At 41.5% G+C, this 14,312-nt stretch carries 15 protein-coding genes; 4 read left to right on the plus strand and 11 right to left on the minus strand.

The annotated features are described in order from the left end of the window. Positions 1-105: 105 nt before the first annotated feature. The 5 genes from NSMS1_RS21110 to NSMS1_RS21130 form a co-directional block, all read right to left on the minus strand. A complete protein-coding gene (locus NSMS1_RS21110) occupies positions 106-1,017 on the minus strand; it encodes an IS982 family transposase (RefSeq protein ID WP_224085629.1) in 912 nt (303 codons plus the stop codon). Positions 1,018-1,169: 152 nt separating this feature from the next. Next, positions 1,170-1,349 (minus strand): SDR family NAD(P)-dependent oxidoreductase, encoded by a 180-nt coding sequence (locus NSMS1_RS21115; protein ID WP_224086706.1) that lies wholly within the window; start codon positions 1,347-1,349, stop codon positions 1,170-1,172. Positions 1,350-1,606: 257 nt separating this feature from the next. Further along, positions 1,607-2,728 carry an AI-2E family transporter gene (locus tag NSMS1_RS21120; RefSeq protein WP_224086707.1) on the minus strand — a complete coding sequence of 374 codons (1,122 nt, stop codon included), beginning with the start codon at positions 2,726-2,728 and terminating at the stop codon, positions 1,607-1,609. An 87-nt stretch (positions 2,729-2,815) separates the two neighbouring features. Next, positions 2,816-3,247: an NUDIX hydrolase gene (locus tag NSMS1_RS21125; protein ID WP_224086708.1), complete on the minus strand. Its 432-nt coding sequence runs from the start codon at positions 3,245-3,247 to the stop codon at positions 2,816-2,818. Positions 3,248-3,278: 31 nt separating this feature from the next. Further along, positions 3,279-3,641: a hypothetical protein gene (locus NSMS1_RS21130; RefSeq protein ID WP_224086709.1), complete on the minus strand. Its 363-nt coding sequence runs from the start codon at positions 3,639-3,641 to the stop codon at positions 3,279-3,281. 186 nt (positions 3,642-3,827) lie between these two features. Here NSMS1_RS21130 and folD point away from each other — a divergent pair, with 186 nt between their 5' ends. The 3 genes from folD to NSMS1_RS21145 all read left to right on the plus strand — a co-directional run bounded on the left by folD (position 3,828) and on the right by NSMS1_RS21145 (position 6,357). Further along, positions 3,828-4,727: a bifunctional methylenetetrahydrofolate dehydrogenase/methenyltetrahydrofolate cyclohydrolase FolD gene (gene folD, locus NSMS1_RS21135; RefSeq protein ID WP_224086710.1), complete on the plus strand. Its 900-nt coding sequence runs from the start codon at positions 3,828-3,830 to the stop codon at positions 4,725-4,727. A gap of 148 nt (positions 4,728-4,875) precedes the next feature. Next, positions 4,876-5,805, plus strand: coding sequence for a geranylgeranyl diphosphate synthase CrtE (crtE, locus tag NSMS1_RS21140; RefSeq protein ID WP_224086711.1), 930 nt, complete (start codon positions 4,876-4,878; stop codon positions 5,803-5,805). An 81-nt stretch (positions 5,806-5,886) separates the two neighbouring features. Next, on the plus strand, positions 5,887-6,357 hold the full coding sequence (locus NSMS1_RS21145) for a divergent PAP2 family protein (RefSeq protein ID WP_224086712.1): 471 nt from the start codon (positions 5,887-5,889) through the stop codon (positions 6,355-6,357). A gap of 39 nt (positions 6,358-6,396) precedes the next feature. On the opposite strand, the gene NSMS1_RS21150 is transcribed toward NSMS1_RS21145, so the two are convergent. The 4 genes from NSMS1_RS21150 to NSMS1_RS21165 form a co-directional block, all read right to left on the minus strand. Then, a complete protein-coding gene (locus tag NSMS1_RS21150) occupies positions 6,397-7,035 on the minus strand; it encodes a hypothetical protein (RefSeq protein ID WP_224086713.1) in 639 nt (212 codons plus the stop codon). Positions 7,036-7,147: 112 nt separating this feature from the next. Further along, a complete protein-coding gene (locus NSMS1_RS21155) occupies positions 7,148-7,477 on the minus strand; it encodes an MgPME-cyclase complex family protein (RefSeq protein WP_224086714.1) in 330 nt (109 codons plus the stop codon). A gap of 237 nt (positions 7,478-7,714) precedes the next feature. Further along, positions 7,715-8,434, minus strand: coding sequence for a SnoaL-like polyketide cyclase (locus NSMS1_RS21160; RefSeq protein ID WP_224086715.1), 720 nt, complete (start codon positions 8,432-8,434; stop codon positions 7,715-7,717). A 163-nt stretch (positions 8,435-8,597) separates the two neighbouring features. Then, complete coding sequence (locus NSMS1_RS21165) at positions 8,598-9,317, minus strand: pyridoxine 5'-phosphate synthase (RefSeq protein ID WP_224086716.1); 720 nt, start codon at positions 9,315-9,317, stop codon at positions 8,598-8,600. A 507-nt stretch (positions 9,318-9,824) separates the two neighbouring features. Between NSMS1_RS21165 and NSMS1_RS21170 the strand changes: the two genes are divergently transcribed. Beyond that, entirely contained in the window at positions 9,825-11,951 is a 2,127-nt protein-coding gene (locus NSMS1_RS21170; protein ID WP_224086717.1) for a hybrid sensor histidine kinase/response regulator, read from the plus strand. Positions 11,952-11,996: 45 nt separating this feature from the next. On the opposite strand, the gene NSMS1_RS21175 is transcribed toward NSMS1_RS21170, so the two are convergent. Together NSMS1_RS21175 and NSMS1_RS21180 are read right to left on the minus strand one after the other, a co-directional pair. Further along, positions 11,997-13,385: an MlaD family protein gene (locus NSMS1_RS21175; RefSeq protein WP_224086718.1), complete on the minus strand. Its 1,389-nt coding sequence runs from the start codon at positions 13,383-13,385 to the stop codon at positions 11,997-11,999. A 115-nt stretch (positions 13,386-13,500) separates the two neighbouring features. Further along, positions 13,501-14,283 carry an ABC transporter ATP-binding protein gene (locus NSMS1_RS21180; protein WP_224086719.1) on the minus strand — a complete coding sequence of 261 codons (783 nt, stop codon included), beginning with the start codon at positions 14,281-14,283 and terminating at the stop codon, positions 13,501-13,503. Between the last annotated feature and the right edge of the window lie 29 nt (positions 14,284-14,312).

Below are 14,312 nucleotides of genomic sequence, written 5' to 3' on the forward strand. Positions count from 1 at the left end.
TTTCCATGCTTGTGATTACTTGTTAGCTGATCCTGGCTCAGTCAATTGACGGTGCTGTTCGGCATTAACGGTATCGGGTAATACCTTAACGTGAGTTCGACGGAGCTAAAAAATGGCAGGAGGTAGAGCAGGCAAGTCTTTTGGATAAATATCAATAGATGGTTTTTTAGGCAAATAAGTATAAGCTGCCAAGCCTGCCATTAAATTAACCAAAAAGTTAAGTGGACTACGATGTCGAGAGTGTTCTATTTGACAAATATTTTTGAGATGGTCATTCACTGATTCAATGACTGCTCGTTTACGTAACAAAATTTTATCAAGCAACTTGACCAAGCGATTTTTCATGTTTTTCTTGGATTTAGTAATTAGCTCTAAACCTCGTTCGTATAACTCTTCAAATAATTTTTGTGAAACATATCCTCGGTCACCAAACAGTTTGCCAATCAAATCCTCAGTCATTTCTGGCACTGGCTTGCGGTCATCTACGTTGGCAGAAGTTAATTTAAATGCCAACAATTCACCTTGGTCATTAATTATCAAATGAAGTTTGAATCCGAAGTGCCAACCGACCGAGTTTTTGCCCCAATTTACTAATCCTTTAAATACTTTATGTGCATGGGCGCGGCAATTATGGCACACATTAATAGGCGTTGAATCAATAAAACTAATTCCCGTAATTTCTCCTGTCCTTGTATGCAAAAAGCAGCACAACAGCATTAAGCACCACGGCATCAATTCTACAAATCTGTTGTAGCTCACCAAGTTGGGAAATGCCCCACGCCAACCAGGTAGTACGTGCAATGTATAAAATTCCTTAAATGTTCGATATCCACTACCATGAAAGGCAATGACTATTGTCATCACTTCCGATATGCTCATCCTTGAGCGACTACGACGTTCTCCTGTTATCGATGGTAGCTGTGGGATCACTTGCCATAACTGTTCCCACTGTTTACAGAAATCATCTACATCACAGAATACTTGTGTAATATCGAGGCGAGATACAATAGTAGACATAGCCGAGACCCTGATTTTGTAATGATATTTTTTAGTCTCGGTCTTTTTTTATGTTTTTTTCACCCTCTTGCCATAAATTTTACTGTTCTTTGATTTCCTTGTTCGCCAATTCCTTTTTATACTAGCTTTCTGGCTTTCTTCTCTCATCGAACTCACGTTACCTTACTGATTCCTAGCTCCTTAAAAGCTCCAACCACTTGATTGATGCTAGATCCGGTAGCAGTGACGAGCAAATCAAAGCCATTTTGCGCAAACTGTTTAGCGAGTTCGTAGCCAATACCATTAGATGCTCCCGTGACAACAGCCAAGGGACGGGTAAGTGAATTATTCATAATTGTCAAAATTCCTACGTAACTGCTTGATGCTTACTTATGTTGTGTTATCAGAAGTTTTGAGCCGATAACAAGCTTTCAACCCTTACCATCCTAAAGAAGCACTTAGATAATCACTTCTACCTAGTGAGGGATATAGCAATTTCCAAGCGCATGAAATAACCCCCACCCGCACTATCGCGCACCATAGCTTTGGAAAGGCAAGGGTTGGAGAGGGGTGATTTTGTACCTCACCAGAATGAGAAAGGCTATAAATATTATTCTTTGTTTGCTAATATTTCTATTGAAGTACCATCAATATCAATTTCTACTTTTGTTGCTGCTAAATCTAGATTATTTATTTCATTTAATTCCCCAGACCGCCAACTATCAGCTATGTCCTTAATAAAGCTGGCTGTGGGGATAGCAATTAATAAACCTAAAACACCTCCCAACTTAGCACCTAATAATAAAGAAATCACGACCCAAACGGGATTTAGACCTGTTAAATTACCTAAAATACGTGGAGCTACAAAGTTAGAATTTACTTGGTCAATGGCAACAGCTACACCCAAAACTTCTACACCTAACCAAAAGTTTTGTAATGCCACCAAAAGACTGACTATAGCAATACCGATACCTGTACCAAAGGGAAATAGAGAAAATAAACCAATTGCTAAACCAAACAGTAAAGCCAAAGGAACACGCAGGGCTAAAAATGCCAATGTAATAGTCAATCCTAGTACAGCCCCCAAGGTGGCTTGACCGATGAAATAATTGTGAAAATCCTCGCGCAGTATTTGCCGTACCTTAGAACCTATATGCGTGGGGAACCATTGGTAAAGACCATCCCATAAGCGATCGCCATTTAATACCAAGTAGATAGTCAACACCACTGTCAGCAGCACATTGACGACAACACCGATAGTATCAAAAGCCAAACCCAAAATTCTCCCAGTTACCGACTGCAACTGACTAGAAACCCTCTCCAAAATTTGCGTCACTAACCCACTTAAGTTTACAGGTAACTGTTGGGTAGCCGCCCACTTTTGGAAAGCATCAAGCTGTTGACCTCCAGAATCCACCCAATAAGGCAGAATATTCACCAACTCGTTAATCTGTTGTATAATTAATGGCACTAAAGTCAGACCTAACCCGACTAAAATCACCACAGCTAACAGTAATACTCCCCCAATAGCCAGGTTACGCTTCACTCCCCTTTCCTGGAAAAATTGAATTGGGTAGTCCAAAACAAAAGCCAACAGCACAGCCGCCGCAATAACATTTACTAAAGGTTGGAAATACTGCACTACCTGAAGCAATAGCCAACCATTAAGAGTGGCGATAGGAAACGCCAAGCCTAAAGTTAACCATCTGGGCAATTGTCTTACTGATTGCATGAGAGGTAACTCCATGTGAGGGAGTGGGAAGTGGGGAGTAGGGGGAGACAAGGGAGAAGATGTTGACTGTTGACTGTTGACTATTGACTATTGACTCTTTTCCATAAACTCCAATAAAATTTGCTGTGCTACTGATCCTAGAGGTTTTTCAGATCCGGCGTTGGCTGAATAAAATTTACCTTTACGAATATCATCTGGTGTTAACAAGCCCATGTCCCAACCTTCATTTAACACCAGTTGATTAAATTCTACTAATAGTGGGGCATGAAACACATGACGCACCACTGTTTGGTCTGGGTAACAACCAAATTTGGTAATCTGGGGGAGAGTATAGCCAATTTCTTCTAGAATTTCTCGCTGTACTGCGATCTCTGGTGTTTCCCCTGGTTCGATGTGACCACCAAATAAAGCCCAATGTGCAGGATAGGGAATAGTGGGGATATCATCCCGTAACTGCATAAGATACTGATTATTTTGGTAAAGGATGGCGATCGCTACCTGTACTTGTTCTTTACTCATAAAATTAAACTAGAAGTTTCTGTTACCAGTATTACTCCTCTATTAAATAAACTTCCCCAAACTCTTGACCAGCTATAGGAATGCTTTCGTAGCGAATTTTACCTTTAAAAACTGCCGACTCCCCCACTTTGAGACGATCTTGCTTACTCACCACCCAGATTGTGCCAGTAGAATCATTAACTTGATACACCCGCCCCTGCAATAGAGGAACTTGTTCTTCTACCTTCCCTTGTACGGAAACTGTAGCTTGTTGGTTTTGTGTTGGTTTAATATCCCGTATCGGCGTAACATTGCGACCAAAAGTAAGATTACCGTTCTCCAATCCTGAAATCCTCAAGTTATCGCAACCCCACAACCCCACCACCAATAGCAGCATCAATGTCAAATTGTTCATCCTTACACACTCCTGTTAGTCATTAGTCAATAGTCATTAGTCAACAGTCCATAGTCCATAGTCAAAAGTTATTCTCCCTCATCTCCCCCTACTCCCTCATCTCCCCCACTCCCCACTTCCATTATGCGAAGATAAACACTGCGGACACTGAAATTTGCACAGAAGGCGCATCTTCTGGGGGTTGTTATGGAAACAAAAACTGCCAAAATTCTTGATGGTAAGGCTTTAGCTGAAAAAATCTACAAAGAACTTACGGCTCAAATAACTGAGTTACAAGCGAAAATTGGTCGCCCTCCTGGGTTAGCTGTGTTGATGGTGGGAGATAACCCAGCCTCAGCAGCCTATGTAGGTAATAAGGAAAAAGCCTGCGCGAAGGTAGGTATTGCTTCTTTTGGTAAGCATTTCCCAACAGAGACTACCGAAGCGGAATTAGAAGATGTCATCGCTGCGCTTAACCAAGATGAACAAGTCGATGGTATTCTCGTACAGCTACCCCTCCCCCCGCACTTGGATGCGGTGAAACTACTGCACCAAATAGAACCAGATAAAGATGCTGATGGACTGCATCCGGTAAATTTGGGGCGTTTGGTGCGTGGGGAAAGGGGTTTACGCAGTTGTACACCAGCCGGAGTTATGCGACTGTTGGCAGAATATGAAATTTCTCTGCGCGGAAAGCAGGCTGTGGTGGTGGGACGTAGTATTTTAGTAGGTAAGCCAATGGCTTTGATGCTCTTAGAAGCTGATGCTACGGTGACTATTGCTCATTCGCGATCGCAAGACCTCAAATCCATTACCCAAAATGCCGATGTTCTCATTGCTGCGGCTGGTTTGCCAGGATTAATTAATGCTGACATGGTGAAACCAGGGGCGGTTGTGGTAGATGTGGGGATGAATCGCGTCACTGGTGCTAATGGCAAGAGTCGCTTAGTAGGCGATATCGATTATGCAGCTATTGCTGGAGTGGCAGAATATATTACCCCGGTTCCTGGTGGTGTTGGGCCTATGACTGTCGCTTTGTTATTACAAAATACAGTCGCCAGCTATTTACAAACAGCCAAAGAAAGCGGAGTCTTGAATGTTAAATGAAAAATTACGAATCGTAACATAAAGCATCATTTATCATTCATCTTTAATGATTAAAGACGCAACAGTTAATCTTTTGGCTCCAGAGCATCTTAAAATTGTGACGTGTATGATAAACAGCCAAAAGCCAAAAATTTAAGGAATTGTGAGAATGGTAGCAGCTGATAACCTTCAGAAGATGTCAGAGGAAGCCAAATTTAACTTAGTAGCTTATCTCAAAGAACGGCAAAAACTTTGTGAAGCAGCTTTAGATGAGGCTATACCCGTCATTTATCCAGAAAAAATTTATGAGTCGATGCGCTACTCACTGTTAGCTGGAGGTAAGCGCCTGCGTCCCATTCTCTGTTTAGCTACCTGTGAAATGATGGGCGGCACAATTGAAATGGCTATGCCTACAGCTTGTGCTGTGGAAATGATTCACACCATGTCTTTGATTCACGATGACCTACCAGCGATGGATAATGATGATTACCGTCGCGGTATGCTCACAAATCACAAAGTTTATGGTGAAGATATCGCAATTCTAGCGGGAGATGGCTTACTCGCTTATGCTTTTGAGTTGGTAGCTATCCGCACTCCTGAAATTGTGCCTAGAGACAAAGTTTTACAGGTAATAGCCCGTTTAGGACGCGCCTTGGGGGCAGCTGGCTTAGTTGGGGGTCAAGTAGTTGACCTAGAATCAGAAGGAAAATCTGATATTTCCCTAGAAACCCTCAATTTCATCCACAATCACAAAACAGCCGCCCTCTTAGAAGCCTGTGTTGTCTGTGGCGGTATTTTGGCTAGCGCCTCACTAGAAGATATCCAAAGACTCACACGCTACTCGCAAAATATTGGGTTAGCATTCCAAATCATTGATGATATTCTCGATATCACCTCTACTCAAGAGCAACTAGGTAAAACTGCGGGTAAAGACCTCCTAGCCCAGAAAGTCACCTATCCCAGCTTGTGGGGCATTGAACAATCAAAAGTCAAAGCCCAAGAGCTAATAGAAGCCGCGTGTGCAGAACTAGAACCATTTGGAGAACGCGCACAGCCTTTAGTTGCGATCGCTCACTTTATCACCAGCCGCAACCACTAACAAGCACGGGAGTAGAGGAGAATAACTGTCAACTGTCAACTGTCAACTACTGCTAACATTGACTAATCAAACCAAAATACCATGCAGGACATAGGCGCAATTTTAGACAACCGGGTGCTGCTGGTTGCTCTGGTAGCTTGTTTTGTTGCTCAAGCTTTGAAGCTATTTATTGAGCTAATTAAAAATCGTAAACTGAATGTGCGCGTTTTAGTAACAACTGGCGGTATGCCCAGCGCCCATTCAGCATTAGTAACAGCCCTTGCAGCCGGTGTCGGGCAAACTCTGGGCTGGGCATCACCTGACTTTGCCTTGGCTGCGGTTTTCGCCATCATTGTTATGTACGATGCCGCCGGAGTTCGCCAAGCTGCCGGTAAGCAAGCACGTATCCTCAATCAGATGATTGATGAATTATTTCATGAAAAGCCCGATTTTAGCCAAGACAGGCTCAAAGAATTGCTGGGACACACACCCGTACAAGTAATAGCCGGGTCAGCTTTAGGTATAACTATTTCTTGGCTGGCTAGGGCTTTATTTATAGTTAATGGTCAATAGTCCATAGTCAACAGTCAACCGTAAACAGTCAACAAAATATCACCGCACAACCGATCGCAGTAAAATGACATTACGGCTATCTACTAACACAGCAAAAAAACCTCGTTCATTGAGTCTTTGTAGTGTGTTGTAGGCCTCTTGTTGGTTAGTAGTGTAAACTGCCAACAAGTAAGGGCGTTGTCCGTAGGAAGCCAAACCTACATTACCGCCTACGGTTTGTTGTACGCTAGTGACTATTTCTGGACGGTTGTAATAATCAACCAACACAGCATATCCCTGACCTAAAGCTTGGGGATTATATGTCACTCTAGGAGCAGAGGCTTGTTGAACTGGTGCTTCTCCAGGCCGTGTAGTGATGATGGCAGATAAGCCAACTATAGTGTTGATGTATCTAGCCCAACGGTTAGCATCATCAATACTTTTAAACCCGCCTATTCGCGTCACCGTATCATTCAAATATTGACAGGTAGTAGTTTTAATTTCATTTGGTAAAGCATTACGTAACTGAGTTCTATTTTCTGCTGTGGGGCTAACTACCAACAAAAGATACTCGCCAGCACCTGGAGGTTGACACACAGGAACAGAAGACTGGGCGTTTGCAGAAGTTATGCTACCCATTAACCCCGCACTTGCGATCGCCAATCCTACCACACTAGGTAAAGTTGCAAATTTCTGCACAGAATTTAATACTTATAAATAGTGAATACCTAAAAGATTCTATTTAGTTATTAGTCAATAGTCCATAGTCAATAGTCCAAAGTTTATGACTATTGACCAAGGACTACATTGACTAAGAAACTGTAGCTAAAGATGCCAAAGGATCAGGAATAGTTTCCGAAGGGGCAGAAAATTCTCCTGTAATAACGTACTCCAACCGGAGTTTGAGCCAAGTAATGAATTGAGGATTAGTAGAAATAATCGCGGCGGCTGGCTGAGGACACTTCGCTTTAATTTCTGCAAATTCTGGTGTTTCTAAAAATGCAGGTTGGGGAACCAACCAAAAATCAATTTCTTTTTCTTGTTCGTGGTAATGGCGAGTACGTTCTTTCAGCACTTCCTCCATAGGTTCTTCTTGTAGTAAAAAGCGTCGGCTAGCCAAAACGTAATAATATGTTTGCATTGTCATCCTCTGTTTACTAATAGTTTTAGGGTACAGTATTCAGGGGTATAGAGGTGTAGGAGTACATGGGTATAGGGATGAATATTTATTTCTTAGGTATTTTGTAGAAATAAATATTCATTTTGTGGGGTGGGCATCTTGCCCTACCAGACTCTAGGACAGGCAAGATGCTATCCTACAAGAAAAATATAGAATATTTTTTGATTTAGCAGTCCTTCACATCCCTAACCCCCTAAACTAACTCTTGCCAGATTTTTTAAACCAAGAACCAAAAGGACAGCCACTTCCTTTGGTTTCACTATTTGTTTGTTTACCACCAGCTGTCAACTTATCTAAGAACAGCGTGTTATCAAAATAGTGTTCCAAGGAAATAATCTTTAAGTCATCAGTAACGTGAGCTACACTCAAACCTATGATTTCTACTGTCTCCCCAGTGGGCGCATAATCTTTATATGCACCGCGAAAATGGCCCCAGTGTCGCCATTTGAATGTTACAGTTGGTGGCCCTGAGTAGACTTCCAACACCTCCCAAGGGAAACCTTGAGGAAATGTAGTATGGAAAAGTTTAGCGGATGATTCAAAGCTTTCTTGAGATGCTTTGTAATGTTCAGAATCCGCCATAAATAAATTGTAAGTACCTTGGGCAGATAAATCTTCGGCTGTGTACTCCGCCCCGCCATTAGTACTTACACGAAACTTGTCATTAACAATTGACAACCACTGCTGCGGGTTAGCTTTGAAAGAAACCTCCATTTCAAAGGTTCTAACTAAGTTCTGGACGATCGCTTCCAGTGTACCCTCTAAGTGATTGCGTGTACTCTCTTTGGCAAGATTTTCTTTGGAACGAGAATAATCTGGAGGAGTCTGATAGCGCCATTGAACATCAGTGCTTTCAGCAATCACCTGATCCCTGTCCTGCACCCAAAGCGGTAGGTTATTAGATTGTGTTGCGCTCATAGAAGTCTTTCAAAATACCACAGATTTTCCAGATTTCGCAGCAATTCCCCTCTAGAGGCAGGAGGTAGTTGACAGTTGACAGTTGACAGTTATCAGTTGTTCTCCCCTGCTCCCTCATCTCCCGGTTGGTGAGCGTAGCCGAACCACATCTCTCCCCACTCACCTACTCCCCTCTAATAGCCTGCTTCATCTCCCGAACTGCCCTTTCTATCCCTACCAAAGCTGCCCGGCTGATGATGGTATGACCAATGTTGAGTTCTTCCATACCTGGGAGTGCAGCCACGAGGTAAACGTTCCAGTAGGTGAGGCCATGACCAGCATTAACTCGCAGCCCGGATTTAATCGCTTGTTCACACCCTGCGGCTAAAAATGCTAACTCGTGGTGGCGGCTAGTTTCATCGGTTGCTTCGGCATACCTGCCAGTGTGCAGTTCAATAAACTTTGCTTGTACCTTGACAGATGCCTCAATTTGTGCAGGTTCAGCATCAATAAATAAACTCACAGGAATGCCAGCACTCTGCAACTTACTAACTACCTCACCTATTCTAACAATTTGCCCGACAATATCTAAACCACCTTCTGTAGTTACCTCTTCTCTTTTCTCTGGAACTAGCGTCACATAATCTGGTTTGATGTCAAGGGCTATTCCCACCATTTCATCTGTAGCCGCCATTTCTAAATTGAGGTGTGTACGCACAGTTTGACGCAACAGTCGCACATCACGGTCTTGAATATGCCGACGGTCTTCCCGTAAATGTACAGTGATACCATCTGCCCCGCCTAATTCTGCCAGTACAGCCGCCGCCACAGGGTCAGGTTCTACCGTCCGTCGCGCTTGCCGGATGGTCGCAATATGGTCTATGTTCACTCCAAGAGTAGCCAAGCCAAGTATCTCCCTATCCACAGTTCTCAGAGTATTAATCTTACCTGAGATTGTCTGACGATAAACCAAGTAATTATAGGTTTCAAAGCAGAGCTAGCTTGTAAATACATCCATCACCGAGCAGCACGCACTGGAAGTATATATACTTATAGATAATAAAAATTATAGTGTTAAATTGATTGGGTAAATGTCATAGCAATGATTACTATACTTAACAAATACAATAAATCTCATAACAGTAGCTACTTTAATTTTGGAAAAAATTATAATTCGTTGTAGTATTTGTAGGCAATATCCAGCTTATTATAGTTTTGTAAGGCACATTTTTGCCTACACATTTCTTAAACAACCGAATAATTTTTATAAAATATCAGTATTTTAAACTCATGTTTAAATAGATTATTCAATTAACTAAATATTGTTCACAATATAATATTTTTTTTTGGAAAAACTTGTCTTTTGTTCAAAAATATAGATTCAATAACTTAGGTATTTATTCACAGCAATATGTCAGAATTATGGACTTATTTTTCTAATTCATCCCCATTTATTCCACATGGTCATTGCTATCTATGGAAGACAGACTTAGTTTGGTTACACATTATATCTGATGGATTAATTGCATTAGCTTACTATTCTATTCCTGCTACACTTTTTTACTTTGTTCGTAGACGGCAGGATTTACCGTTTTATTGGATGTTCCTGTTGTTTAGCGGATTTATTGTGGCTTGTGGTACAACCCACATTATGGAAATATGGACACTTTGGTATCCTACTTATTGGACATCCGGTTTTTTAAAGGCAGCAACAGCACTAATATCTGTATTTACAGCATTAGCATTAATACCTTTAGTACCTCAAGCTTTAGCACTTCCTAGCCCGGCTCAACTAGAAAGAGCTAATCAAGACCTACAAAATGAAATATTAGAGCGATTAAAGGTAGAGGTAGAACTAAGAAAATATCAAAATCATTTAGAAGAAATAGTTACTTTACGCACAAATGAAATTAGTAAGGCCAACGAGAAATTACAGCAAGAAATTCATGAACGTCAGCGTATTTTAGAAATTCTCAAAGAGAGTGAAGAACGCTATCGTTATCTAGCAGAAGCCATTCCTCAAATTGTCTGGACAGCTAATGCCAACGGTGAGTGTGATTATTTTAATGAAAACTGGTGTAATTATACTGGGTTAACTTTAGAGGAGTCTTTAGGTTCTGGATGGTTAGCAGCACTGCATCCTGATGATGTAGAACGGAGTCATGAAGTATGGTTAAAAGCTGTAGAAACTGGGTCTTTATACGAGAATGAATACCGTTTTAAACGTGCAGTTGATAGTTCCTATCACTGGCAACTAGGACGGGGATTTCCACTTAAAGACCACCAAGGTAAAGTAGTTAAATGGTTTGGAACATGTACGGATATTCATGAGCAAAAACAAATTTTGGAAGAAAGAGCGCGGCTTTTAGAGTTAGAGCAAACAGCCAGAGCCGAAGCAGAAACAGCTAACCGCATTAAAGATGAATTTTTAGCAGTTCTCTCTCATGAGTTACGTACCCCTTTGAACGCAATTCTAGGTTGGTCTAAATTGTTGCAAGAGCGTCAGCTTAACCCCGCGAGGACATCACAAGCTTTAGCAACAATTGAACGTAATGCCACTTTACAAGTACAACTGATCGAAGATTTACTAGATATCTCCAGAATATTACAAGGTAAGTTAGTAATAAACGTTACTAAAGTTAATTTAGTAATTGTGATATTAACAGCGCTGGAAACCATGCGTCTTGCCGCCGAAACTAAGTCAATTGAGATAACGACAAGATTTGCACCCAAAATTGGACAGGTTATGGGTGACTCGGCGCGTTTGCAGCAAGTAGTCTGGAATTTACTTTCTAATGCAGTTAAATTCACGCCCAACGGTGGCAAGATAGAAGTACGCCTAGAAAAAGTTAATGGCTATGCTCAAATTGTAATTAGTGATACAGGCAAAGGCATTAGCCTAGAGTTTTTACCTTATGTGTTTGATTACTTCCGCCAAGCAGACAGCAGTTCTACCAGAAAATTTGGTGGACTAGGGTTAGGGCTGGCTATTGTACGGAAAATTGTGGAAATTCATGGTGGTATTGTGACTGCTCAAAGCCTTGGGGAAGAACAGGGTGCAACTTTCACCGTGAGATTACCAATGCTTCCAGAAGAGGATGTGAGTGTGAATTATGAGGAATATCACTCTGCATCATTACAAAATAATTCTTTGCAACTTTCGGGTATTAAAACCTTGGTAGTTGATGACGATGCAGATTCACGAGATTTCTTAGCCTTTATTCTAGAGCAAGAAGGAGCCGAAGTGAGCTTGGCGACTTCAGCATTGGAAGCATTGGAGCTATTGCCAAAAATTAAACCAGATGTTTTGGTGAGTGACATTAGTATGCCAGATATGAATGGCTATACATTAATGCAACAAGTAAGGACATGGACAAAAGAACAAGGGGGAGAAATTCCGGCGATCGCCTTAACAGCCTTCGCGCGACAATATGATCGAGAACAAGCACTCCAAGCTGGATATCAGCTACATCTCCCCAAACCACTCAACGCTGATGAATTAATTGCGGCTGTTGTTAAGTTGGTCATTAGTCCATAGTCAATAATCCATAATCAATTCTTCTCCCTTGTCAATTATCAATTGTCAATTGTCCCCATTCTCCTTTTCCGCATACTCTCGTAGCTGCTTTAATAACTTTTCTTGAGATGATGCGATCGTTTTTGGTTGAGGCTGGTTATCCGCAGTTGTTACGGTGTCGGGTGAAGAATTAGCGGTGAGAGTGGGTATTACTGCGGGTTTGGTAGCGGCTACTTTCATCGACTCTAGGGTGGTGGCTAACTTTGCTTGCTGTTCCATCTGGTCTGTAGAAGATACCAAATTACTCAGACCATTTACCAATTGCCTGAGATTTTTGCGGAAGTTAGGATCACCCGTTAATTCATCTAAATCTGATGTAATTTTTTGTGTATTTTCAAAGGTTAGTCTGGCTGAGTCCAAAGTCTGTTGTAGCAGCACGGCATTTTTTGGATCATTTAAACTTTGGGTGGCATTACGCAGATTAGCCGAGGCTTCAGCTGCGTTTGCCGAGAGTGTTTCTAAATTTTTGATTAACTCTCCTTGAGTCAACCGATTCAGACTTGGTGATAAATTACTGACAGTCAAACGTAGTTGATTGCTAGTTTCTGTAATGTTATTCAAAGCGCCGACTAAAGTTGAGCGATTGGTATTTAATAAACTATCCAAATCACTCAATAAACGACTGGCTTGAGTTGCTGTTGTGTTGAATTGGCCTGCTGTTACACCAAGCTGATCAACAGTTTTAGTAGTAGAAGCTGTCAGTTGGTTAGTTGCTTTTTGTACAGTAGTAGCAGTTGTAGTAAAAGTATTTAATTGTCCTTGAAAATTCTTAGTCAAACCGCGAAAATCTTGAGTCAATGCGGCTACACCAGTCGCAGCTTGTGAGGAAGTTTCCAGAAGTTTATTCACCCTCTGATAAAATTCTGGGTTGTTGTAGGTACTGGCTAACTCAGTACTACTACGAATCAAATCATCAAGACTTATACCTATTTGTCCCTTTAAGCGGGCATTATTACAAATGATGAGGCTGGCATTACAATTTTGGTCTAAGGGTTTAGTCAGATTTTGTCCAGTAGGTAGTGATGATTTAGGTGTAATATCGATGATACTTTCACTAATTAATCCGCTTTGATTCGCTTCAATCACTACATCACGAGGAATAATTAGATCAGGTTGAGCAATTTCGATTTCTACTTCTACAGCATTTGGCCCTGGTTGAATCTGAGAAATACGTCCTACCTTTACACCACGATAACGAACTGATGCGCCTCTTTGCATCCCGCCTGCGTTAGCAAATTCTACAATTGCCTTGTATGTACTACGAGCAGCAGTATACCTATTCAACCATAGGAGAACAACACCAAAGGTTGCTAATCCAAATAGGAATAACAACCCCACTGAACCTTCTCTTAGTGTACGTTGCGACGTAAAACGATGAGTAAAAAAATCTCGCATATCAACAATACCAATTTAAAATTCAAAATTTATAAAGCTATACATAATAAAAGTTTGAGAGGCGCGGCTTTCATTGTCTTGTTTTAAATTGCACTATTCATATCTCAGCACTTGTTTAACCAACTACCTGAATTGGACCTTGGACGCTTCCACTGATGAACTGTTTGATTAGGGGGTGGTCGGTGTTATCAATATCACTAACTGTTCCCTCCCACTGCACTTTACCTTGATAGAGAAACACTAGTCTATCAGCTGTGCGTCTAATCGTACTATCTTGGTGAGTAACGATCGCATAAGTACCACAAACTCCATGTGTAGATTGCAACTCGCGGATTAAATCTTCTATCACAGTAGAAGCGATGGGATCAAGTCCGGCTGTTGGTTCGTCGTAGAGTAAAACTTCTGGTCCTTCTGCGGCATTATCAGGGTTAGACATAATCGCGCGGGCAAAACTCACCCGTTTTCGCATCCCTCCAGAAAGTTCTGATGGGTAAAGATCACTGATACCATGTAAACCAACCATGTCTAATTTTTCATGGACTAACTCCCGAATGCGCGATCGCGGTAACTTAGAATGCTGATAAAGTAAAAATCCCACATTCTCTTCCACCGTCAAAGAATCAAATAATGCCGCTTGCTGAAACACCATGCCAATACCAACAGGATCTTGACTATCTTCAATCAACCCTTCCCTTTTTACTCCTTGCACATAAACTTCCCCAGTATCAGGAGTAATTAAGCCAGCAATTACACGCAAAATAGTTGATTTCCCAGTACCAGAAGGCCCAATAATTCCTAAAGCTTCACCCCGGTAAATCGTCAAATCTACATGGTCTAAAACCTGATGATCACCAAAAGATTTAGAAACGCCTTTGAGTTCAATTAGTGGTTGTGTCATTTGTCAGTTGTCATTGGTCATTAGTCATT

This window comes from Nostoc sp. MS1 (assembly GCF_019976755.1).
Classification (GTDB): Bacteria; Cyanobacteriota; Cyanobacteriia; order Cyanobacteriales; family Nostocaceae; genus Trichormus.